Below are 24,501 nucleotides of genomic sequence, written 5' to 3' on the forward strand. Positions count from 1 at the left end.
TAATTACGCATCCCTTCCATGACACTGTTTATATTTCTTGCCACTGCCACATGGACAAGGATCATTTCTGCCAATTTTAGGGCCAACCTTAACAGGCTCTTGTTTTATATTTTCTGAAGGATCGTTATACTCATTTTCCTGGGAAAGATATTCGGGTCCGTCACCGGCGCCAGCAAACTCTTCTTTGCGTTGGCGTAATTTGCTCATGTCCGTTTTTCTTCTCCTTTCTTCATGTATTCTTCCACTTTGATTTTGCTCTACCGGTATGCTGCAATGTGCCAGGAAACTTACAATGTCTTTATTTACTTTATCATTTAATTGCTTAAATGCATTGAATGCTTCAATCTTATAAATTACCAGCGGATCTTTTTGTTCATAACCTGCAGTTGATTGTACACTGTGTCTCAGGTCATCCATTGCACGAAGATGTTCTTTCCATGCATCGTCAATCAAGGCCAGCGTAATATTGCGTTCCAGCGCATTGGTAAGCTCTGCTCCATTAGTTGCAATTGTCTTGTCAAGATTGGCAACAGCCTGCATTGCTTTCTTTCCGTCAGTAAAAGGAACCGCTACATTTTCTATATGAGAGCCTTGCTCTTTGCGAATATTTTTTATAACAGGCAATGTTTGTTCATTCATCGCCTTGTTCTTTTGATTATAATGTTCTTTTGCTTCTTCGTACAAGCGGTTAACAAGTGAATTGAGATCTTCTTTATCCAATTCTTCGGCAGTTATAGAAGTATCAATCGCCATGTTCATGATTACCCCCAACTTAAATTCTTCGTGATCGTTAATTTCTTTGCCGGAAATTATTAACCCTTCTGCAACGGAATAAAATGCGTTATCCAAATCGAGTGCAAGACGTTCTCCAAACAAAGCATGGTTGCGCCTTCCGTAAATGACAGTACGCTGCTTGTTCATTACATCATCATACTCGAGCAATCTTTTTCTTATGCCGAAATTGTTTTCTTCAACCTTTTTCTGTGCACGCTCAATACTTTTGGAAATCATGCTATGCTGTATCACCTCACCTTCTTTGTAGCCCATTCTATCCATTAAAGAAGCTATTCTTTCACTGCCAAACATGCGCATCAAATCATCTTCTAGAGAAACAAAAAATTGAGATGTACCGGGATCGCCTTGCCTTCCTGATCGTCCGCGTAATTGCCTGTCCACACGACGGCTTTCATGTCTTTCAGTACCTAAAATTGCCAACCCGCCTGCTTCCTTTACGCCGGGGCCAAGTTTAATATCCGTACCGCGGCCAGCCATATTAGTTGCGATAGTAACAGCCCCTGAAAGTCCTGCTTCTGCTACCACCTGCGCCTCTTTAGCATGCTGTTTTGCATTCAATACATTGTGAGGAACACCTTTTTGTTTCATCATCCTGCTCAACAATTCACTTACTTCCACTGAGGTTGTACCTACAAGTATTGGCCTTCCTGCGGCACGCATTTTTTCTACTTCATCAATAACTGCTTTTAATTTTTCACGCTTTGTTTTATAAACAAGATCTTGTGTATCATTCCGAATAACCGGCACGTTAGTAGGAATAGAAACTACATCCAGTTTATAAATATCCCAGAATTCCGCAGCTTCCGTTTCTGCGGTCCCCGTCATGCCGGCAAGCTTATGGTACATCCTGAAGTAATTCTGTAATGTAATAGTGGCATAGGTTTGCGTAGCGCTTTCAATCTTCACATTTTCCTTTGCTTCAATGGCCTGGTGCAATCCATCAGAGTATCTCCTGCCTTCCATTATACGACCCGTTTGCTCATCTACAATTTTTACCTGGCCGTCAATCACTACATATTCCACGTCATTTTCAAAAAGTGTATAAGCCTTAAGTAATTGCTGAACGGTATGAATTCGATCAGCTTTTATCGAATAATCATTTAATAAAACTTCCTTCTGCTGTAATTTTTCCTCAGGAGAAACATTACTTTTTTCAATTTCTGAAAGCTTTACGCCAATGTCGGGCATAATGAAAAATTCAGGATCTTCACCAGATTTGGTTATTAATGCAATTCCTTTATCGGTAAGTTCTACCTGGTTATTTTTTTCATCAATATGAAAATAAAGTTCCTCATCAACCGTGGGCATATTTTTTTGCTGATCGGAGAGGTAATAGTTTTCAGTTTTTTGAAGCTTAACCCGCATACCCGGCTCACTTAAATATTTAATAAGCGCACTGTTTTTGGGAAGTCCTCTATGCGCCCTGAACAATGCCAGGCCACCATCTTTCGGATCATCGTTTCCTTCAGCAATTTTTTTCTTTGCTTCAATTAAGAATCCATTTGTAATTTTTTTCTGGGCTTCTACAATTTTTTCAACACGGGGCTTCATCTGGTCAAACTCCTGTTGATCTCCACGCGGAACAGGACCTGAGATGATCAATGGCGTTCTTGCATCATCAATCAATACACTATCCACTTCATCCACCATCGCAAAATGATGTTTTCCCTGTACCATTTCGTCGGGCGTATGCACCATATTATCACGCAGATAATCAAAACCAAATTCATTATTAGTGCCATAAATAATATCGCTGTTATAGGCTTTACGGCGCTCATCGCTATTGGGTTCATGCTTATCGATGCAATCAACCGTAAGCCCCAGCCATTCAAATAAAGTTCCGTTCCATTCGCTATCACGACGTGCGAGGTAATCGTTTACCGTTACAATATGAACACCCATTCCTGCAAGGGCATTAAGGTAGGCAGGCAATGTGGAAACAAGCGTTTTCCCTTCACCGGTAGCCATCTCCGCAATTTTCCCCTGGTGTAAAACAATACCTCCAATAAGTTGCACATCATAATGCACCATATTCCAGGTTATCTGGCTACCTCCTGCTGTCCATGAATTTTTATAAATAGCCTTATCGCCGTCTATGGTGATGTATTTTTTTGTAACACTAAAAGTTTTATCAAGTTCTGTTGCCGTAGATACCAGTTCAGTATTTTCTTTAAAACGGCGTGCTGTTTCCTTTACAACTGCAAAAGCCTCTGGCAAAATTTTAAGCAGTATCTCCTCAATTTTTTTATCTCTTTCTTTACCCATCGCATCCACTTGCTGGTAAATATGGTCACGGCCCGCAATGTCTATGGATTCAAGTTGTTCAGCCTCTTCTTTTTTACGGTTGATTTCATCATCCGTTTCAGTAAGATATTCTTTAATACGTTGTTTAAATTCGGCTGTTTTATTACGCAATTCATCATTGGATAGCGAGTGGTATTGTTCAAAAAAAGCGTTGATTTTACCAACATAGGGCGTAATTACCTTTACATCCTTTTCACTTTTGTTACCGCCAAATAGTTTTGAGAGAAGCCCGGACATATATTAGATCTGTTAAATGAAAAATTTTTATTGTCAAATTTGGTGCTGAAAATTTTTATAGCCAAAATGACATAAAGGCGAAGTTACTAAATAGAAATAGTAACTCAGATGAATAGAAGAATTTTAAGAATTTATCTGAATATGTAAAAATTGTAAAACGACAAGCAGCCCGAAATACATTTGTTTGTAATTTGTACCCCATGAAAATGATATTAAAGCTGAGTACTGTTCTTATATCAATTACAATGTTTGCATGCACCGCATCCTATAAAATTAAAAAAGCCGCAAAGAAAGATATTCTTCAGAATAAAACATTTACTTCAGCCCACACCGGTATTAGCATTTACGAACCTGCTACAGGTAAATATTGGTATAACTACCAGGGCAATAAATATTTTGTGCCTGCCAGTAATACAAAATTGTTTACCTGCTATGCGGCCATTAAATATTTAGGCGACAGTATTACGGGACTTAAGTACAAGGAAACAGATGATACCTTATTTATTATGCCGGTTGGTGATCCAACTTTCCTGGGTTCCGATTTTGTTAATCAACCGGTCTATGATTTTTTGAAAAACACCAATAAAGTAATTGTATTAAATACATCGTTATGGAAAGAAAACAGGTGGGGAAACGGCTGGGCCTGGAACGATTATAATGATGATTATGCCGCAGAAAGAAGTGTAATGCCGGTTTATGAAAACTTAGCGACATTTAGCAATGATTCAAAAGGCATAACGGTTTCTCCATCATATTTTTCAAATAAAATAATTTATCAAACAAATACCTGGGAAAACTGGTCAACTTCCGTTGAGCGGGATATTGCTTCCAATACTTTTTTAGTATCAAAAAACGGAAATTTACGAAAGCCGTTAGTAGTACCATTTTATACCGGCGCCGATTCGACTCTCATTGATATTTTAAAAGACACATTGCATAAAAATGTTTACATGAATTATACAACTGACAACAATGTAAATAACTGGCAGGAATTAAAGAGCCAAGCTACGGATTCTCTTTTAAAAATAACCATGCACAGAAGTGACAATTTTTTTGCAGAGCAAAGTTTATTAATGATTAGTGCAAAATTATTAAATGAGATGAATGATGAAAAAATTATTGATACTTTATTGAAAACCGATTATAAAGATTTGCCACAAAAGCCGCACTGGGTAGATGGTTCAGGGCTTAGCCATTATAATTTATTTTCTCCGAAGGATTTTGTTACACTCCTCAATAAAATGAAAAATGATTTTGGAATGGATCGAATAAAAAAGATTTTACCTACAGGAGGTACGGGAACTATTTCAAATTATTACAGGCAAGACAGTGGATTTATTTTTGCAAAAACGGGGTCACTTTCGGGAGTCATAGCTCTTAGTGGGTTTTTATATACAAAGAAAAATAAATTAGTAATATTTTCTGTTCTTGTAAATAATTACCATGCCAACGGTAATGTAAGAAAAGCAATTGAAAAATTTATTGAAGAGGTAAGAAATAAGAATTAAAAAAGTTTGAGTATCCTAAAAAAGAAAGACGAAAAACTCTTTTTGAATTTTTCGTCTTAACGTGGAGAGTATCGGGGTCGAACCGACGACCTCTTGCATGCCATGCAAGCGCTCTAGCCAACTGAGCTAACCCCCCCATTAAATAATTGCGCAAATATAGAATTGAAAATCGTTGATAAAAAAACAATTATCAATCTCCCCAAATTTCTCCTTTGCCTTCGAGCCAAAGTTTTACCAGCCTGTTGGAAACTGATTTTGGTCTTTCCAGCGGGAAGCCCAAAGCCCTGTCCCAGCAAAGGCTTGCTAAAACTCCCAATGATCTTGATACGCCAAAAAGCACCGTATAAAATTCATATTCCACCATTCCGTAGTGAACCAATAAAGCACCGCTATGTGCATCTACATTAGGCCATGGGTTTTTAATTTTCGCTATTGATTGTAAAATCGGGGGCACCGCTTCATAAATATTCCAAACTGTTTGAACTAATGGATCATCCGGCATATGTTTTTTACCAAAATCCATTTGCGCCTCAAAACGAGGATCAGTTTTTCGTAAAACAGCATGTCCATAACCCGGAACAACTTTGCCTTCAGCCAGGGTTTTCCTCACATACTCCCCAATCTGTTCTTTAGTAGGCAGATCGGTTTCGAGTTCTTCCTGCATTTCGAAAATCCATTTTATTACTTCCTGGTTAGCGAGGCCATGTAACGGTCCGGCAAGGCCATTCATACCTGCTGCAAAGGAAAGATAAGGATCGCTTAATGCTGAGCCAACAAGGTGTGTTGCGTGTGCAGAAACATTTCCACCTTCATGATCGCAATGTATGGTCATATACAAACGCATTAACTCCCTGAAACTTTGGTCTTCAAAACCCAGCATGTGGGCAAAATTACCCGCCCAATCGAGCAAGCCATTGGGTTGAATATGATTACCAAGCTTATACTTACGGCGATAGATATACGCAGCTATGCGTGGCAACCTCGCAATAAGGTCCATCGTGTCGTCAAACACCGCAGCCCAATAGTCTTTTTTACTCATCCCCGCCGCATATTGCTTTGCAAAATGACTTTCGGTTTGTAAAGCCATAATACCCACCACAAACTGCGTCATTGGATGTGAACTTAAAGGAAGTGCATCAATTGTATGAAATACATGCCCGGGAACATGACTGCGTCTTTGCCATACGTTAGTTACATGCTGAGCATCTTCCTCTGTGGGTAATTCCCCGACAAGCATTAAATAAAATAAACCTTCCGGCAAGGGCTCACTTCCACCATCTGCTTTAGGTAATTTTTCTCTTAACTCAGGGATAGAATACCCGCGAAACCTGATACCATCCTGCGAATCAAGTAAAGAAGTTTCTGTTACAAGCCCGGTAATGCCACGCATTCCCTGGTAAATTTGAGAAAGCTTTACTTCTCCAATAACTTTTTCTCCATGCTGTTTTAAGATATCTTTTACCTCTGCAGAAAGACCATCAGCCTTTTCCTTAAACTTGTCTTTAATTACGCCCATAATCAAAAAAAATTAAAATTGTGATTGCTTTTTCAAACTTAATGAACAGCCCTAAAGTTAAGATGCGAGTGACTGTTAAACAAATGAAATATTAGCATTAAAATATTGATAATGCAAAAATAAAGTCTGCTTTACTTTGAATTACGACGGTACAAATACCAGGCAAGTCCGCCAAAAACCACGTTAGGCAACCATGCAGCTATGAATGGATTAAAATTTCCTTTCATTGAAAATACAGATGAAAACCGCCCAACTAAAATATATAAAACACATATCATAACTCCTATAGCCAAATGAAACCCGCTTCCACCACGGATCTTACGCGAAGCAACAGAAGCACCGATAACAGTTAAAATTAAAACGGAAACCGGGTTTGCGTTCCTGTTATTTTTTTCCAGCAATAAAGTATTTACATCTTCAGCTCCGCGTAATTTCTCCAGCTGAATAAATTCATTCAATTCCGGGGTTGAAAGTTTATCCTTCATATACTCATCTATCTGCAGGTCGCGGGGTTTAAAATTGAAATTCATTTGCATCTCAGGAATTTGTTTCACCTCCTGGTGCAAACCATTTATTTTGCGCTCAACAATATTGTTGAGTTTCCATTTTCGGGTAGCCGTATCCCAAGCGAAAGACTGGGCTCTTAAATTATAAACAAGTTTTGTGTTATTAAATCTTTGTATAAAAAAATTACCGCCCGTACGGTTTATCGTATCATAATATCTTACACCGGCATAAGAAAATGAATCGAGCTTAAAATATTTATTACTTATTGTCGACGTATTTTGATAACCGCCATAATTAAAATCTATATATTTTGAGTTAAACGTTGCCCATTTTTGATTTGCCGGAGGAAGAACATATTGATTGCACCACCACAAAAAAATGGTAAACAATAATCCTCCAAAAATATATGGTCTCAAAAAACGACTAAAGCTGACACCACTGCTGAGAACGGCAATAATTTCTGAACGGTTGGCCATTATTGAAGTAAAAAAAATTACCGAAAGAAAAATAAAAAGAGGAAAAAGCATTGCATCAATGCGGGGTATAAAGCCAAAGTAATATTGTGTAATTATTGTTTTGTAAGGAAGTTTTGTTTTTGCGAAATCATCGGTTTTTTCACTTAGATCAACAATTACAACCAACACAGTGAGGGCTATGAGGAAAAAGAAAAGTGTAAGAAAAAATTTTTTAAGTATATACCCGTCTATCTTTTTCATACAACCTCAATAGTAAATAGTAAGTACCAAAAGTAAATTAAAAATTAAACTGAATACGGGAGTGGTTGTTAAAACAATCATTTCCTTTTTGCAACCAGCGTGTATGAATCTTTTATACATTCTTTCAGTTGTTTTGAGGTGAGTTGTCCATCTACGACTATGGTATTCCAATGTTTTTTATTCATATGATAACCCGGCATAATACACGAATATTGTTCCCGCAGTTCTATAGCGTATTCAGGATTACATTTTACATTAAATTGTAAAACTTCAGATGAGAGGGATGTCAGTAAAAAAGTTTTGTTATCAACTTTAAAAACAAGTGTATCGTTTCCAAAAGGAAAACCTTCAGTTACATTTTTTAATGATAATGCATATTCTCTTAATTCTTCAATGTTCATTTTTTGTAAAATGAATTATTTTGATACAAATATTTAATTGCAAAATTAAAACTGTATTTGCAAAAGCTAAAAGGCCATCTTAGAAGACAGCCTTTTTGTAAATCTTATTTTTTATTTTTTCTCCGGCATCAAAATCCCCGTGAGTACATTGTTCGTGGAGAGTAATAATTTGGCTGCATCCTGAACGTCTTTTTGAGTTAATGCATTCACATATTTTTCATAGTTAATAAAATAATCAGGATTGGTTCCCGGGAAGTTGAAGCTTTGAAGTTCGGAAAGCCACGTTCCGTTTTCTTTAATATTTACTTTGTATTGTTCTCTCCATTGTTGCTTCACCTTTTCCAGGTTTTCTTTTGAAGGGCCTTCTTTAATCAGGTTCTGGATTTCTTTGTGGGCAGCATACAGAAGTGTATCTACTTTTTCAGGCCCGCATGGTAGCTGAAGAAAAAATGTATAATGTGAATATGGATATTTCTCAAACTGCGCCTGTGTTCCACCGCCATAAATTCCCTGTATTTTTTCTCTTAGCTCTTCAATTATCCTTATGTTTAATATTTCACTTATCGCATCGGCCTTCATATCAAGTGCATCACTGTACGGTACTTCGCCACTATAGACGCCAACAATAAGACTCTTTTGTTCTTTGCCCTTATTCACAATGAAATTGACTTTGCCTTTTGTAGGTCTTAATTTATTATCAACATACATAAACTTTTTTGGCGAAGAAGGAAGGCTTGCAATATACTTTTCAATCAAAGGTTTCAAATCGCTTTCTTTAAAGCTTCCAACAAAAGTAAAATGCATGCCATTTGCATTGCCAAACCTTTCTTTGTAAATCTGCATTAATCTGCTGAGATTTATGTTATCAAAATATTCTGGTTTGGGAACTGCGACCGGCGCAAGCGGACTATTATGATAAAGCTCCTTATATAAAGTATCAACAAATACGGCCTGTGGATTAGCGCTTAAAAAAGCGAGTTGTGTTTTATTTTTTTGAACAAAAGATTTAAATAAACTTGTATCAACACGCGGTGACGTAAAATATAAATAGATCAGCTGCATCATAGATTCCAAATCTTTTACAGAACTGCTTCCACTTACGCCTTCAGAAATATTTGAAAACACAGGATTTACTTTAACCGTTTTTCCAGACAATGCTTTTTGCAAATCAACCGGGGAAAAATTTCCAACACCCATACTATTTACAACTGCTGTTGCATATTCGGCATTGTACTTATCTTTTATGCCATAATTATTTTTTCCTCCGGGCCTTATGGCACTCATTAATATTTGATCGTTCTTAAAATCGGTGGGTTTTATGGTAACTGCAACTCCATTGTTTAATGCAAAATCCGTAGTACCCAATCGTGCATTCCTTTTAGTACCTATTATTTTACCTGGTTTAGGCAACGTGGTCATTAATGATGAAGCGATTGCTTTTTCTTCATAAGGCTTCACATCCATTTTTGCAGCCGAAGAAGCAACAGCCAGCAAATCATTCCCGGTTGGCAATTCCTTTCCTATAGCAGGTTCAGGACCGAGAAGCGCCAGGTATTGCTTTGGATTTTGTTGCAGGCTTTTGCTAATCTCATTAACGTCATCAATTGAAATCTGAGGAAGCAGTTCTTTATAATATTTGTCCTCATTTTCAATTCCTGGAATGGGTTCCTGTGTTAAAAAATTTTGAATATATTCGGAAACATAATCAGATGATTCTGTCTTATTTCTTTCATTGTACATTTTATCCATCTGGTTTAGCAAATTACTTTTTGCCCTATCGAGTTCAGGCTTTGTAAAACCATATTTTTTTACTCTTTCCAGTTCTTCTTCAAATGCATTAAGACCTGTTGTTGAACTATTACTACCGGTGCCAATGCTTGCTCCGAAAGATTCGTAGCCCCTGGCAAAAGATCCAAAATCGGTAAAAGCGTACACGAAAGGAGGATTTTCTTTTTGAGTAAGCTCGCGAAGGCGTTGGTTAAAAAGCGTTGTAAAAATCTGTTTGGTAAGATCTTTTTTATAGTCTTCGAGTGTTACTATCGGATGAATTGGTTCGGCTGAATAATTCACGATTGTCGTATAGCTGGTGGCTTCTTTATCAGTAACCACATTTGCCTTATCGCTCTCGTATGGCGGCATAGATGGTTTAATTCTCAACCTTTCGTTTGCAGGATTTGTGAGCCCCGCAAAATGCTTTTTTATAAGTTCCTCAGCCTTACCGGGGTCAATATCACCAACCACAATTACTGCCATAAGATCTGGCCTGTACCAATCTTTATAAAATTTTCTGATGGTGGCATAACTGGCAATCTTGATAATGCTATCCAAACCTATGGGAAGCCGGTTTGCATAGAGTGAGCCTGCAAATACGTTAGGATATATTTTGCGATACATGCGATCGTTGGCTCCTTTACCTAACCTGCTTTCTTCGAGTACTACCGGCCTTTCACCATCAATGTCGTCGGTATCATAAGTGACGTTGTGCGCCCAATCTTCCAATATTTCAAAACCTTTATCAATATTTTCAGGTCTGTCAGTTGGAATAGGAAGTATATAAATTGTTTGGTCGAAACTTGTGTTAGCGTTTAAGTCGTTTCCAAATCCAACACCTATAGATTGTAAAAAAGAAATAATATCATTTTTCTTAAAATGAGTGGTTCCGTTAAAAGCCATATGCTCACTAAAATGTGCAAGGCCTTGCTGGTTCTCATCTTCAAGGATTGAACCTGCGTTTACGACTAACCGTAATTCTACTTTTTGTTCCGGCTTTTTATTTTGCCTTATGTAATACGTAAGCCCGTTGCTAAGTTTACCAATTCTTACATTTGGATCAATGGGTAATGTATCATTTAGATTTTGCTGCGCAAAAGATGAACACGTAGAAATAAAAAGAAAGAAATTAATGAGCCTTAAAAATTTCATGATAGCTGTTTTATTTAATAGATGTTGAAGAGACAAATATAACCGAACAGAAAATAAAAATTATGCAAAATGGATAAAGGGCAAAAAAGTATGGCTCAGTTATTAATTTCAGAATAAGAGCGCAAGCATTTATGCAGACTTTCTTGCCAGGAAGGAATATTGATATTAAGAATTCTTTTAATCTTAGAGGTATCCAAAACTGAATACTGTGGCCTCTTTGCGGGTGTCGAATATTGAGAAGTGGGAACAGGAAAAATTTTACAGGAGCTGTTTACAAATTCTTTTATTGTTAGAGCAAACTCGAACCATGTAGTTATACCAGCGTTACAATAATTTACGATACCGTTATATTCATTATTATTTTCTGTACCCTCAACAAAGGTCATAATTATTTGTGCCAGGTCCGCTGCATAGGTGGGACATCCATACTGATCGTTAACAACGTTTATACTTTCTTTTTCCTTGAACAAACGAAGCATTGTTTTAACAAAGTTGTTTCCGTAAACCGAATACACCCACGAAGTTCTTATAATAAGTGCAGATGAATTATGATTTAAAACAAGTTCCTCACCTTTAAGTTTCGACCATCCATAAACATTTAAAGGAGCAACTGCATCTTCTTCTTTTAAAGCCTGCTTCGATGTTCCATCATAAACATAATCGGTAGAGATGTGAATTAATTTTGTATGGTGATCGTTGCAGGTTGATGCCAGAAACCCCGCTGCATCAGCATTAATAAGAAAAGCTTTTTCCGTTTCTGTTTCAGCTTTATCTACTGCCGTGTATGCGGCGCAATTGACGCAATAATTTACCTGCTGCTTTTCAAAAAACTCACGCAATGAATTCGCGTCCTCAATAGCAAGTTCTTCTTTTGAGGTAAATAAAAATTTATAGGCTGGATATTTCAATGAAAGTTGCCGCAATTCACTTCCAAGCTGGCCGTTAGCTCCTGTTACAAGAATAGTAGATTTATAATCGGTGGAAGTAATTGTATCAACCATTAAATTCAAAATTATGCTTGCAATTTTCGAGAGAAGGATAAATGGAATCTTTTTCTGAAACCTTCACATTTTCGGTTGGAATTCGCCAGTCTATATTCAATAAAGGATCGTTCCATGCGACACCACCTTCACTTTCTTTATTATAAAATGCATCGCATTTATAAAAAACTTCTGCTGTTTCGCTTATTACTGAATAGCCATGTGCAAAACCTCTAGGCACTAAAAGTTGCTTTTTATTTTCAGCAGATAACTCTATCGTGTATGCTTTTCCGTAAGTAGGTGAATTTTTCCTGAGATCAACCACCGCATCAATAATACTACCACTTAAAACCCGTATTAATTTTGTTTGCGTATACGGTTCTAATTGATAATGCAATCCTCGTATTACGCCAAAGGTAGAGCTGGCCTGGTTATCCTGTACAAAATCAATTTCAATTTTTTCTTCTAAAAAAACTTTCTGGTTATAACTTTCAAAAAAGTAGCCGCGGTTATCTCCAAAAACTTTTGGTTCAAAAATCAATAATCCGGGAAATTGGGTTTTAGTAAATGGCATTACAAAAAATAATTTTAAGCTTGACTTTTTTTATCGGAATATAGTTTTTTAAAAAATTCAATTGTTTTTATAAGCCCACCATCAAATTTTGTAGTAGGTGCGTAACCAAGTAATGTTTTTGCTAAAGAAATATCTGCAAGAGAATTACGAACATCACCTTCTCTTGGTTCACGATGGATTGCATCAACCTCAATTTTCAAATACTCCTTGATGAAGTTATATAAATAGTTGATCGAGTAATTTTCGCCGATTGCTACATTATACACTTTATTTTTTGCTTCATCATTTGTTGTAAGCATCCCTTTAATATTTATCTGAACTGCATTTTCCACAAAGGTAAAATCACGTGTTTGCTCGCCGTCTCCATTAATAAATGCGGGCGTTTTATTCATAATTGCCTTTACAAAAAGTGGAATGACTGCAGCGTACGGGCCATCAGGATCCTGGCGCGGACCAAAAATATTAAAATACCTGAAGCCAATAACAGGTATGTTATAAACTTTTGCAAATACAGCAGCATAAAGCTCATCAGCCATCTTACTTACAGCATAGGGTGATAAACAATTTCCAGTTTTATCTTCTCTTTTAGGTAATGTAAGTTCATCTCCATAAACAGAAGAAGAAGAAGCATAAACGAACTGCTTTATATTATTTTCAACAGCCGCCATTAATATATTTACAAAACCACCGACATTAACGTCGTTGGTACTAAAGGGTTCTTTAATGGAACGGGGAACTGAACCTAAAGCGGCCTGGTGACTTACATAATGAATTCCTTCACATGCTTTTCTGCAAGTATCAATATTCCTTATATCGCCTTCAATAAATTCGAAGGAACTATAAGTTTTTAATATGTCGAGGTTTGTTTCGAGTCCATTAGCCATGTTATCCAGCACTCTCACTTTACCTGCATTATTTTTTAATAAATACTCCGCAATATGGCTACCGATAAAACCAGCACCACCTGTAATTAAAAACGATGAATTGCCTAAATCTTCTTCGTGAAATATATTTTCCAATTTTATTTTCTATTTAAAGACTCCAGTATTTTCTGCTTGTAATTTTACCACGATAAACTCCTTTCACATCTGCAATAATTCCATTCGATTTTGTTATTGCAGCAAAGGCATTGTCATCCATACTGAGATAGGCAAGATGTGGCACAGTTATAATTACAGCATCATAATCACTAGAAAGATCCGGCGACAGCCTATAACCATACTCATGATGCAATTCATCACTGTTGGCATGAGGATCTGTAACATGAACCTGTAAAGAATAAGATTGTAGTTCTTTGATTACGTCTGCCACTTTTGAATTCCTGATATCACTTACGTTTTCTTTGAAAGTAGTACCCATCACTAAAACCTTTGCGGTTTTAACATCATTATTATTTTGAATAATATGTTGTAAAACGTTTTTGGCAACATGTGCCGCCATTCCATCATTTATTGCACGCCCGGCAAGAATTACCTGTGCATCATAACCGAGCTTATTCGATTTATAGGTAAGATAATATGGATCCACGCCAATACAGTGACCACCTACAAGGCCTGGTTGAAATTTTAAAAAATTCCATTTAGTTCCGGCTGCTTCCAATACTTCAAAAGTGTTGATATTCATTTTATCAAAAATTATCGAAAGCTCATTCATTAATGCAATGTTCAAATCACGCTGAGTGTTTTCTATAATTTTTGCAGCCTCAGCAACTTTAATACTGGAGGCTTTATGAACCCCGGCCTTTACTACTAATTCATATACTTTAGCAATAGTATCAAGACTTTCTTCATCACAACCACTTACCACTTTTATTATGCTGCTTAATGTATGCTCTTTATCTCCGGGATTTATTCTTTCAGGTGAATAACCTAATTTAAAATCTGTACCCATTTTTAACCCGGATAGACTTTCCATTATAGGAAGGCAATCCTCCTCAGTACAGCCAGGATAGACAGTACTTTCATATACAACATAATCACCTTTTTTTAAAACTTTTCCAACGGTTTCGCTAGCCTTTATAACCGGAACAAGATCCGGAACATTATTGCTATCAACCGGAGTCGGAACAGCTACAATAAAAAAATTTGCTTCCCGCAACTTATCTAAGCTATTAGTGAATTCTATGTCGCAATTATTAAAAGCTTCTTTTTCCAATTCTTTACTCGGATCAATACTATTCATCATCATTTCGATCCTGGCCTGATTTATATCGAATCCTATTACTGAGATTTTTTTTGCAAATTCAAGTGCAATAGGCAAGCCTACATAGCCAAGGCCTATTACTGCCAGCTTTTTTTTCTTTTCAAGTAGTTCACTATACATTATACATATGTTTTATTAATTCTAAATTTATTCTATATAGTAAGGTCAATGCCAAATTGATAATTTATCTTTTACTTTCAAACTCTTTCGGAAGTTTAAATAGGTCTTCTTTGGGTAAGGACCTAAAATATTCATAAGTAATTTTTAATCCTTCTGCCCTGCTAACTTTTGGTTTCCATCCTAATATTTCTTTTGCTTTTGTAATGTCAGGCTGTCTTTGTTTTGGATCATCCTGCGGCAAAGGTTTATAAACTATTTTTTGTTTTGTCCCGGTTAACCTGATTATCTCTTCTGCAAATTCTTTCAATGTAATCTGGTCAGGATTTCCAATGTTAACAGGCATTGCGTAATCACTTAGCAAAAGACGATAAATTCCTTCAACCAAATCATCTACATAACAGAAACTTCTAGTCTGGCTTCCATCGCCAAAGACGGTTAAGTCTTCACCTCGAAGTGCCTGTCCAATAAATGCAGGTAATGCTCTCCCGTCGTTCAGCCTCATTCGCGGGCCATAAGTATTAAATATTCTTACTATCCTCGTTTCTAATCCATGAAACGTATGATAGGCCGTTGTAATGGCTTCCTGGAAACGTTTTGCCTCATCGTAAACACCTCTTGGCCCCACAGGATTTACGTTTCCCCAATATTCTTCATTTTGTGGATGAACTAAAGGATCTCCGTATACCTCACTTGTAGAAGCAACTAATATTCTGGCTTTTTTTGCCAGGGCTAAACCAAGACAATTGTGAGTACCTAATGAACCAACTTTTAATGTTTGTATAGGAATTTTTAAATAATCGATGGGGCTGGCCGGTGATGCAAAATTTAATATATAATCAAGTTTGCCGGGTACATGAATAAATTTTGAAACATCGCAATGATAAAATTCAAAATTTTCCAGTTTAAAAAGATGTTGTATGTTTTTTAAATCGCCCGTAATAAGATTATCCATTCCTATTACATGCATACCTTCTTTAATAAATTTATCGCAAAGATGGGATCCTAAAAATCCGGCGGCGCCTGTAATAAGAATTCTTTTTTTTGTCACTTTATATTTAATTAGAATAATACTTTATCATAATCTTACCGGATATTTACTAAATTTTTATACTTCTTCTTCCTACACTTTCATAATAAAATCCATGTTCTTCCATCTGGTATAACTCAAACAAATTTCTTCCGTCAAATATTACCGGCTTTTTTAGAAGAGATTTAATTTTCAAAAAATCAGGTGTCCTAAATTCGCTCCATTCGGTTGCAATCACTAATGCATCAGCGTCTTTAAGGGCTTCGTATTGGTTTTCTGCGTAAGTAATCATATCACCTATTTCTTCTTTCACATTTATCATGGCTTCAGGATCATAGGCAACTATGGAGGCGCCTGCGGCCGCTAATTCTTTTATTAATTTTAAAGAGGGTGCTTCTCTTATATCATCCGTATTTGGCTTAAAGGCTAAACCCCATAAAGCAATTTTCTTACCTTTAAGATCATTATTGAAAAATGAGAATATTTTTGGAAGAAGATGTTTCTTTTGATTTTCATTTACTTCCATTACCGCCTCTAAAATCTTAAAATCATAACCGGCCTGCTTTGCTGATTTGGCCAGTGCCTGTACGTCTTTTGGAAAACAACTTCCGCCATACCCTATCCCGGGAAATAAAAATCTTTTCCCTATTCTTTCATCGCTTCCCATTCCCCTTCTTACCATATCAACATCTGCCCCAAATCTTTCACATAACTGGGCTATCTCATTCATAAAAGAAATCTTTGTAGCAAGGAATGAATTGGCAGCATACTTGGTGAGTTCAGCAGACCTCTCATCCATAAAGATAACCGGGTTACCCTGCCTTACGAATGGTGCATATAATTCGCCCAATATTTTTTTGGCTTTTTCAGAGTCCGTGCCAATAATAACGCGGTTAGGTTTCATAAAATCTTCAACTGCCACACCCTCCCGAAGAAATTCGGGATTACTTACCACATCAAACAAATCCTGTGGGTTATCGATATTCCTTTCTATTAAGCTTTGAAGAATAGTATTATTAACCCGGTCTGCAGTTCCCACTGGAACTGTGCTTTTATCTATTATGATTTTATAATCTCCTCTTTCCAATAAGCCGCCTAGATCTTTCGCTACACGCAACACGTACTTTAAATCTGCACTGCCATCCCCATCAGGAGGCGTGGGTAAAGCAAGAAAAATAATCTTGGCATCTTTAATTCCTTCCTGCAGCGAAGTTGTAAATTTTAGTCGGCCCTCCTTTTCATTTCTTTCAAAAATTTTCTCAAGGCCAGGCTCATAAATGGTGACCTTGCCAGAAGATAATTTTTTCACTTTTTGTTCATCAATGTCTACACAGGTAACCATATTACCTGTTTCTGCAAAGCAAGTACCCGTTACCAATCCTACATAGCCTGTTCCTATAACTGCGATATCCATTTCTTTATTTATTTACGAATTCTAAAACTTTCCCTGTTATAAAATTCTGTTGCTCTTCATCCAGTTCTGTATGTATCGGTAACGAAATAACTCTTTCTGTAAGCCAATCGGTTTTTTCAAGAGCAAAATTGCTGCCACCAAATGATGCAAACATTTTTTGCCTGTGCGCCGGCACAGGATAATATAACATGGATGGGATACTTTTTTGTGCTAAAAAATCTACCAATCCTTGCCTGTCTACATCCTCAAGTATAATGGTGTATTGGTGAAAGACATGCTTACAATAATCTGCACGATACGGAATAGTTATTTTTTCATTCCCCGCAAACGCATTGTCATAAAAATCGGCTGCTTTTCTTCTTGCATCGATATACGAATCCAATAACGGCAATTTAATATTTAATATTGCGGCCTGCAACGCATCCAGCCTTGAATTACAACCCACCATATCATGATAATATCTTTTGCTCTGGCCATGGTTAGCAATCATTTTTAATTTTTCTGCTATCTCATCATCATTTGTACACATAGCCCCACCATCACCATAACAACCCAAATTTTTACTGGGGAAAAAAGAGGTACATCCAATGTCGCCAATAATACCCGTCTTTTTTACGGTACCATTTTTAAAATAATAATCTCCCCCAATTGCCTGCGCATTATCTTCAATCACAAATAAATTATGTTCTTTGGCAATGACCATAATCTCTTCCATTTTTGCGGAATGCCCATATAAATGAACCGGAACTATTGCTTTTGTTTTTGAAGTAATTGCCTTTCTTATAGCTTTCGGCTCCACGCAAAAAGTTTTCGTATCCACTTCCACAAAAACCGGTTTCAATCTTAATAACGCAATCACCTCGGTAGTGGCAACGTAGGTAAACGACGGAGTTATTACTTCGTCGCCAGGCTCAAGACCAAGGGCCATCATAGCAATCTGCAATGCATCAGTGCCGTTAGCACAGGGAATTACGTGTTTTGCTCCAAGATACTGAGAAAGATTTTGCGCAAAAGTATTTACCTGTGGTCCGCCAATAAATATCGAACTATCTATAACACCGAGCACTGCCGCATCTATTTCATTTTTTATTTTGAAATACTGTTGCTTTAAGTCAACCATTTGAATAGGTTTCATACAACTATTTTTAAAGGCCGCAAAGATAGCAATTGATAGAGGAAAAGGAAATTTCAAATTATGAAGCCTGATTTTATTATTAAGAAATTAGATTTGTCAAAAATATACGTCTTGAGTCTATTGTACGATCTCTTCCTGGTAATTTATTCTTTTGGTATTCGTTTAGTTTCAACCTGGAATAAAAAAGCAAAATTGTGGCTGAAAGGCCGGGAAAATTTCTTTGAAAATTTAAGGAACACATACACCGTTGGTCCGAACAAAAAAGTTTGGATGCATTGCTCAAGCCTTGGTGAATTTGAGCAGGGCCGGCCCGTATTAAAAAAACTAATGGAGAATGATCCCGGCATCTCTGTTGTCATTACTTTTTTTTCTCCTTCCGGTTATGAAATTGCCAGAAATGATAAGGATTTCCGGCAGGTGTATTATATGCCGATGGATTCACTCTTAAATGCAAAGAAATTGCTCGACATTTTAAAACCTGATATAGTGCTTTGGGTAAAATATGAATATTGGCATTATTATTTACAAGAAATAAAAAAAAGGAAGATTCCACTATTATTGATTTCAGGAGTATACCAGCAAAACCAGGTTTTTTTTAAATGGTATGGTAGTTTTTACAGAAAAATGCTTGAATGTTTTACACATTTTTTTGTACAGAATGTATCTTCAAAAGATCAATTACAAAAATTGATTGCTGGAGAAAAAATTACCGTTTCCGGAGATACAAGATGCGATCGGGTAATAAACATTGCAGAAAATTTTACAGAAGTTGATGGAATTGCAAATTTTTGTGCAAACAAAAAAGTAATTGTTGCAGGCAGCACGTGGGAAGATGATGAAGCCGAATGGACACATTTTGTAAAAACTCATCCTGAAATAAAATTCATTATTGCCCCACATGAAATCGACGATGAAAACTTAACCGATATAAAGAAAGAATTTCCCGGTTCTATATTTTATTCAGAATGGATGGAAAAACAAGTGCCGGGTGATAACACTTTAAACTGTTTGATAATAGATAATATTGGCAAGCTTTCAAGATTGTATAAATATGCAACAATAACATATGTGGGCGGCGGTTTTGCATACAACGGACTCCATAATATTCTTGAAGCAGCAGTTTATGGCAAGCCTGTAATTTTTGGGCCTGAGTATGAAAAGAATTTCGAAGCTGAAGAATTAATTGATTGTTCCGGAGCTATAAGTATTGAAAATGCACTCGAGCTGGAAAAAGTTGTAAATGGTTTATTGGACAACGAAGAAGAAATTACATCAAGGGGAACTGCTGCGAAAAATTATATTTACAGCAATGCCGGCGCTTCAAAAAAGATTATTGAATATATTCAAGAGAACCGTCTTCTTATCAGCTGATCAAATTGCTTTACAACAGGGTGGTTATCGTGCCATCCTATCTTAACTTTTAATTCTCTTCTTATCCAAAATTCTGCTTCTGCAAATATTGAAAAGTTTTGAATGGTTTTAATACTTCGTTCGTACATGGCTTCATCGCCGCGGAATAATTCGTTTATAAAAAGAAACCGGTCATTTACACCAATTGCTTTTCTGAGATCTTTTATCGGCGCCTCTGTTAATTTTTCAGAAAGTTCAATTTTTACTTCTTTTAACCTGTCATTTAGTGATTCAGGATATTCAAAAGGAATTTCATTTTTTGCAGATGACGGCTTTTCCAAAGGAGTTTGGTGCGCAAGTGTGGGCACATCTTCAACAGGATCGTAAACATAAGCGGGCCTTGCATGGGTTCCCATTGAATTAACCAGCTCAGCGTTTTTCTTTATTTGTTCAAGTTCTTCTTCAATTGCTTTTTCATCTACCTGCAATACTTCAATTACTTTTTCTTCGGAAACAGCTGTGGAAAAATTACCGGCGCTTATTTCCTGGCGAAACGTACTGTAGGCAACAGGCATAATAACAGCTGCCTTATTCTGACTTACTTCTTTTTTTGTTACCGTCTGGCTTTGTAATTCGGCCTGCAACATTTGTACGGTGTGCAGCAGCATTTGCGCAGATGCTTTTTCATCCAGTTGTTTTTGTAATTTTTTTATGAGTGTCGACACTCTTTCCATGTAGAAAATATAAGGTTGCGTTTAGAATTTTGCAGGATATTAAATGTTTGTTTTTGATTTCACCTAAAATCATTTTAACCTTGCAATCGGGGCTAAGTTACAAATTGATATTTAAAATGAAATACAAAAAATGTTTATAGAACCCAATTTTAAAGGCGAACGCCGCGGCTGGATAGAAGTTATTTGCGGCAGCATGTTTAGTGGAAAAACCGAAGAATTGATCCGTAGGTTAAAAAGAGTGGAAATTGCAAATCTAAAAGCCGAGATTTTTAAACCCGGAATTGATGTGCGGTATGATGATGTAAAAATTGTTAGTCACGATGAAAATAAAATTCAATCCACACCAGTTGATAACTCGCAAACAATTCTTTTGCTTGCCCAGGACGTAGATGTAGTGGGTATTGACGAAGCACAGTTTTTTGATGACCAGATAACAGTTGTATGCGAAAAACTTGCATTAAAAGGAATAAGAGTTATTGTTGCAGGACTTGATATGGATTACCAGGGAAAACCATTCGGGCAAATGCCCAATCTATTAGCAATAGCAGATTACATAACCAAGCTTCATGCAATTTGCATGAAATGTGGTAACATAGCAAACGTAAGCTATCGCAAAGTGGCAGGTGGAGGCCAGGTATTATTGGGAGAAAAAGATATTTATGAACCGCGGTGCCGCGAATGTGCAGCGTTAGGTGATACAATATAAATAATAATTACACGAATTTTGAGATACGAATTAGGCGAATTAAGAGACAAAAGTGATTCATTCGTGTAATTCGTGTTTTGCAATTAGTGCGATAGCTAAAATTTAGACTTATAGTAATGGGCAATCCTGTTTTTATTTTATTAAAAAAAGATTTTTTGCTTGAATTAAGGCAGCAGCATACTTTTTTTGGAATATTACTTTATGTAGCCTCCACCATTTTCGTATTATATCTTGCGATGGGGCAACCGGAAAGCACGGTGTATAACGGCATTTTTTGGATGATACAATTATTTGTATGCGTAAACGCAGTTGCAAAAAGTTTTTTACAAGAAAGCAGGGGAAGGATGCTTTATTTTTTTTCTATAACAAGCCCTGTAAGTTTTATTATTGCGAAGCTTATTTACAGCACCGTTGTTATGCTGTTAATGGTTTTATTAAGCCTTATATTATTTAGAATTTTACTGGGAAATCCAATAGAACACTACTTAAAATTCATTGGCATTGCTTGTCTTGGTGGTATAAGCTTAAGTCTCGTATTTACTTTGATGGCCGCAATCGCAGCTAAGGCGCAACAAAATGCAGCAATAATGGCTATCCTTGGCTTTCCATTAATTATACCTCAATTGTTGTTATTGATAAGGCTTTCCAAGTCTGCATTCGGAGAAGTGTTTCGCGAAGGAGCGCTATTACAAATCTCAGCTTTATTAATTGGGCTTGATATTTTAGTTATTGTATTAGCTATTGTATTATTCCCTTTTTTATGGAAGGATTAAGAATTAGCTATTAGATTTTTTCATCACCTCGGCCATTGTTTTACCAATATCTGCAGGGCTTGCCACTACATGAACTCCGCATTCAGCCAATATTTTCATTTTAGCAGCGGCTGTATCTTCTGCACCACCAACAATAGCTCCGGCATGGCCCATCCGCCTGCCTGCCGGCGCAGTTTGCCCGGCTATAAAGCCTACAACAGGTTTAGTTGAATTTTCTTTAATCCATCTTGCAGCATCGGCTTCCATGCTTCCACCAATTTCGCCAATCATAACGATACCGTCTGTTTCTTTATCATTCATAAAAAGCTCAACAGCTTCTTTGGTTGTGGTTCCGATAATAGGATCTCCTCCAATGCCAATGGCAGTTGATATTCCCAGCCCCGCTTTAGCAACCTGGTCTGCCGCTTCATAAGTAAGCGTTCCCGATTTTGATACAATTCCTATTTTACCTTTCTTAAAAATAAAGCCTGGCATTATACCAACTTTACATTCATCCGCAGTTATAACTCCGGGGCAATTTGGCCCAATCAATCTTGATTTAGTGTCCAGTAAATAATTTTTAACTTTTACCATATCCTGAACCGGGATTCCTTCGGTAATGCAAACAATTAAACCAATACCAGCATCAGCCGCTTCCATAATAGCATCCGCAGCAAATGCTGGCGGCACAAAAATAATGCTCACATCAGCGCCGGTTTCTTTCACCGCTTCTTCAACTGTATTAAAAACAGGCCTGTCAAGATGTAATGTTCCTCCTTTATTCGGCGTAACGCCGCCAACTACATTGGTTCCGTATTCTATCATTTGGGTGGCATGGAACGTTCCTTCTGTTCCGGTAAACCCCTGCACTAAAATTTTCGAATTTTTATTTACTAATACTGACATGAATAATTTTTATGTTGGGCAAATATATGAAAGTATGCGTTTACGCATTCTCAACTATTTAAATTATAAATTTAAATCCTTCTCCGTCAAACAATCCCAAATCGCTCAACTTTACATGAGGAATAACCAATAATGCCATAAAAGATAAGGTCATAAACGGAGCAGATAATTTTGAGCCAAGCGATTTAGCAGCCTGATCAATTTTCGTGTATGCGTCAGCAATTTCATATCCATCTTCATTGCTCATAAGCCCGGCTACAGGCAATGGCAAAACTTTGTAGATTGAAGGGTTTGCAGCATCAACACAACTAACGCCTCCCCTGCTTTCAATTATTAAATTCACTGCACTGCAAAGGCTTTCATCATCTACGCCTACCGCAATAATGTTGTGACTATCGTGTGCAACTGATGATGCGATAGCGCCTTTTCTTAATCCAAAATTTTTTACAAAGCCTGTTGCCGTAGGCGCACCCTTATAACGGTTAATCACCGCAATTTTTAAAATATCATTTTCAACATCGCTTACAAAACAATCATTTTCAATTTTTGGATTGATGCTGAGTTTGTTTGTTATCAGTTGGCCATCCAATGCTTCAATCACTATAATTTTTTCACCACTATCTTTTTTATAAATAAAATCTGAAACTTGTTTTTTATTACAATTAAAATTATTGATCAACTCAGCTTTTGGGCTATTGATTTTTGAAACTCCGTTTTCTGCTACTAACGTGCCACCAATAAACGTTTTAATGACATTGAAGTTTACCAAATCGTTTGCAACAATAAAATCAGCAGCTTCACCTGTTTTCAACAATCCAACTTTCATTTTATAATGCTTCATCGGATTTATGCAAGCAGCTTTCAATACTTTAAATACATCAATGCCTTTAGCAACGGCTCTTTTACAAAGTTCGTTGATGTGGCCGCTCACCAAACTATCAGGATGTTTATCATCACTGCAAAACATCATCTCATCTTCATAGTCATTCAGCAAATCAATGAGTGCTTCAAAATTTTTTGCAGCGCTTCCTTCACGAATCAGGATCTTCATTCCGTATTGTAACTTCTCTAGCGCTTCTTCTTTTGTAAAACATTCATGATCGGTACTTATGCCTGCATCAATATATTTTTTTGCATCTTTACCTCTTAAACCCGGTGCATGTCCATCAACCGGTTTATCATAAATTTTAGCTGAATTAATTTTAGCCTCGACCTCTTCATCGTGATGTAACACGCCCGGAAAGTTCATCATCTCACTTAAATAATTTATTTCATCTCTTGCTAAAAGCGCATCCACATCATTTGCATTAAGCGAAGCGCCTGCAGTTTCGAAATCCGTCGCCGGTACGCAACTTGGCGCACCAAAATAAAATTTGAATGGAACCGTTTTCCCATTTTCAATCATATATTCTACGCCTTTCATTCCGCACACATTTGCTATTTCATGAGGGTCACTTATGGTGGCAACTGTGCCATGAACTACCGCAAGCTTTGCAAATTCTGAGGGCACCAGCATGGAACTTTCTATATGAACATGAGCATCGATAAAACCAGGTAATATAAATGGGGCATTGTCGTTTTGATTTGCGATTTCTTTTACAGAAATAATTTTCTCCCCGGAAACTTCTATTTCTCCATAGAAAATTCTCCTGTTTTTAATATCAACAATATTTCCTTTTTCAACAAAATTCATTA

The 24,501-nt window shown here is 36.8% G+C and carries 19 protein-coding genes and 1 tRNA gene; 4 read left to right on the plus strand and 16 right to left on the minus strand.

The window, feature by feature from the left end:
* Positions 1–3: 3 nt before the first annotated feature.
* Positions 4–3,336: a preprotein translocase subunit SecA gene (gene secA / locus FW778_RS10310; RefSeq protein WP_150414625.1), complete on the minus strand. Its 3,333-nt coding sequence runs from the start codon at positions 3,334–3,336 to the stop codon at positions 4–6.
* Positions 3,337–3,536: 200 nt separating this feature from the next.
* On the opposite strand from secA, the gene FW778_RS10315 reads away from it, so the two are divergent.
* Complete coding sequence (locus FW778_RS10315) at positions 3,537–4,844, plus strand: D-alanyl-D-alanine carboxypeptidase/D-alanyl-D-alanine-endopeptidase (protein WP_150414626.1); 1,308 nt, start codon at positions 3,537–3,539, stop codon at positions 4,842–4,844.
* A 62-nt stretch (positions 4,845–4,906) separates the two neighbouring features.
* On the opposite strand, the gene FW778_RS10320 is transcribed toward FW778_RS10315, so the two are convergent.
* The 12 genes from FW778_RS10320 to FW778_RS10375 form a co-directional block, all read right to left on the minus strand.
* Positions 4,907–4,980, minus strand: a tRNA-Ala gene (locus tag FW778_RS10320).
* Positions 4,981–5,034: 54 nt separating this feature from the next.
* Positions 5,035–6,360: a citrate (Si)-synthase, eukaryotic gene (locus tag FW778_RS10325; RefSeq protein WP_150414627.1), complete on the minus strand. Its 1,326-nt coding sequence runs from the start codon at positions 6,358–6,360 to the stop codon at positions 5,035–5,037.
* A gap of 131 nt (positions 6,361–6,491) precedes the next feature.
* Entirely contained in the window at positions 6,492–7,583 is a 1,092-nt protein-coding gene (locus FW778_RS10330) for an LptF/LptG family permease (RefSeq protein ID WP_150414628.1), read from the minus strand.
* Between the two features lie 77 nt (positions 7,584–7,660).
* The gene (locus FW778_RS10335) at positions 7,661–7,984 is read right to left on the minus strand and encodes an MmcQ/YjbR family DNA-binding protein (RefSeq protein WP_150414629.1); all 324 of its coding nucleotides are present in this window, start codon (positions 7,982–7,984) and stop codon (positions 7,661–7,663) included.
* Between the two features lie 111 nt (positions 7,985–8,095).
* The gene (locus FW778_RS10340; protein ID WP_150414630.1) at positions 8,096–10,906 is read right to left on the minus strand and encodes a M16 family metallopeptidase; all 2,811 of its coding nucleotides are present in this window, start codon (positions 10,904–10,906) and stop codon (positions 8,096–8,098) included.
* A 95-nt stretch (positions 10,907–11,001) separates the two neighbouring features.
* Positions 11,002–11,907: a dTDP-4-dehydrorhamnose reductase gene (rfbD, locus tag FW778_RS10345; RefSeq protein WP_150414631.1), complete on the minus strand. Its 906-nt coding sequence runs from the start codon at positions 11,905–11,907 to the stop codon at positions 11,002–11,004.
* Positions 11,900–12,460 (minus strand): dTDP-4-dehydrorhamnose 3,5-epimerase, encoded by a 561-nt coding sequence (rfbC, locus tag FW778_RS10350; protein ID WP_150414632.1) that lies wholly within the window; start codon positions 12,458–12,460, stop codon positions 11,900–11,902. The genes rfbD and rfbC overlap by 8 nt, the downstream gene beginning before the upstream one ends.
* 14 nt (positions 12,461–12,474) lie before the next feature.
* Positions 12,475–13,479, minus strand: coding sequence for an SDR family oxidoreductase (locus FW778_RS10355; RefSeq protein WP_150414633.1), 1,005 nt, complete (start codon positions 13,477–13,479; stop codon positions 12,475–12,477).
* Positions 13,480–13,492: 13 nt separating this feature from the next.
* Positions 13,493–14,782, minus strand: a complete 1,290-nt coding sequence (locus FW778_RS10360; protein ID WP_150414634.1) for a nucleotide sugar dehydrogenase — start codon at positions 14,780–14,782, stop codon at positions 13,493–13,495.
* Positions 14,783–14,846: 64 nt separating this feature from the next.
* A complete protein-coding gene (locus FW778_RS10365) occupies positions 14,847–15,830 on the minus strand; it encodes a UDP-glucuronic acid decarboxylase family protein (protein WP_150414635.1) in 984 nt (327 codons plus the stop codon).
* A 49-nt stretch (positions 15,831–15,879) separates the two neighbouring features.
* Positions 15,880–17,223: a UDP-glucose dehydrogenase family protein gene (locus FW778_RS10370; protein WP_150414636.1), complete on the minus strand. Its 1,344-nt coding sequence runs from the start codon at positions 17,221–17,223 to the stop codon at positions 15,880–15,882.
* Positions 17,224–17,227: 4 nt separating this feature from the next.
* A complete protein-coding gene (locus FW778_RS10375; RefSeq protein ID WP_150414637.1) occupies positions 17,228–18,358 on the minus strand; it encodes a DegT/DnrJ/EryC1/StrS family aminotransferase in 1,131 nt (376 codons plus the stop codon).
* A 60-nt stretch (positions 18,359–18,418) separates the two neighbouring features.
* Here FW778_RS10375 and FW778_RS10380 point away from each other — a divergent pair, with 60 nt between their 5' ends.
* Positions 18,419–19,729, plus strand: coding sequence for a 3-deoxy-D-manno-octulosonic acid transferase (locus FW778_RS10380; protein ID WP_150414638.1), 1,311 nt, complete (start codon positions 18,419–18,421; stop codon positions 19,727–19,729).
* Here the strand turns inward: FW778_RS10380 and FW778_RS10385 are convergent.
* Positions 19,702–20,442 (minus strand): hypothetical protein, encoded by a 741-nt coding sequence (locus tag FW778_RS10385; protein WP_150414639.1) that lies wholly within the window; start codon positions 20,440–20,442, stop codon positions 19,702–19,704. The genes FW778_RS10380 and FW778_RS10385 overlap by 28 nt on opposite strands.
* 130 nt (positions 20,443–20,572) lie before the next feature.
* Here FW778_RS10385 and FW778_RS10390 point away from each other — a divergent pair, with 130 nt between their 5' ends.
* Positions 20,573–21,148: a thymidine kinase gene (locus FW778_RS10390; RefSeq protein ID WP_150414640.1), complete on the plus strand. Its 576-nt coding sequence runs from the start codon at positions 20,573–20,575 to the stop codon at positions 21,146–21,148.
* Positions 21,149–21,264: 116 nt separating this feature from the next.
* On the plus strand, positions 21,265–21,921 hold the full coding sequence (locus tag FW778_RS10395; RefSeq protein ID WP_150414641.1) for a heme exporter protein CcmB: 657 nt from the start codon (positions 21,265–21,267) through the stop codon (positions 21,919–21,921).
* A 3-nt stretch (positions 21,922–21,924) separates the two neighbouring features.
* Here FW778_RS10395 and sucD read toward each other — a convergent pair whose 3' ends face one another.
* Together sucD and ade are read right to left on the minus strand one after the other, a co-directional pair.
* Positions 21,925–22,806 (minus strand): succinate--CoA ligase subunit alpha, encoded by an 882-nt coding sequence (gene sucD, locus FW778_RS10400; RefSeq protein ID WP_150414642.1) that lies wholly within the window; start codon positions 22,804–22,806, stop codon positions 21,925–21,927.
* Positions 22,807–22,864: 58 nt separating this feature from the next.
* Entirely contained in the window at positions 22,865–24,499 is a 1,635-nt protein-coding gene (gene ade, locus FW778_RS10405) for an adenine deaminase (protein ID WP_150414643.1), read from the minus strand.
* Between the last annotated feature and the right edge of the window lie 2 nt (positions 24,500–24,501).

This window comes from Ginsengibacter hankyongi (genome assembly GCF_008710285.1).
Classification (GTDB): domain Bacteria; phylum Bacteroidota; class Bacteroidia; order Chitinophagales; family Chitinophagaceae; genus Ginsengibacter; species Ginsengibacter hankyongi.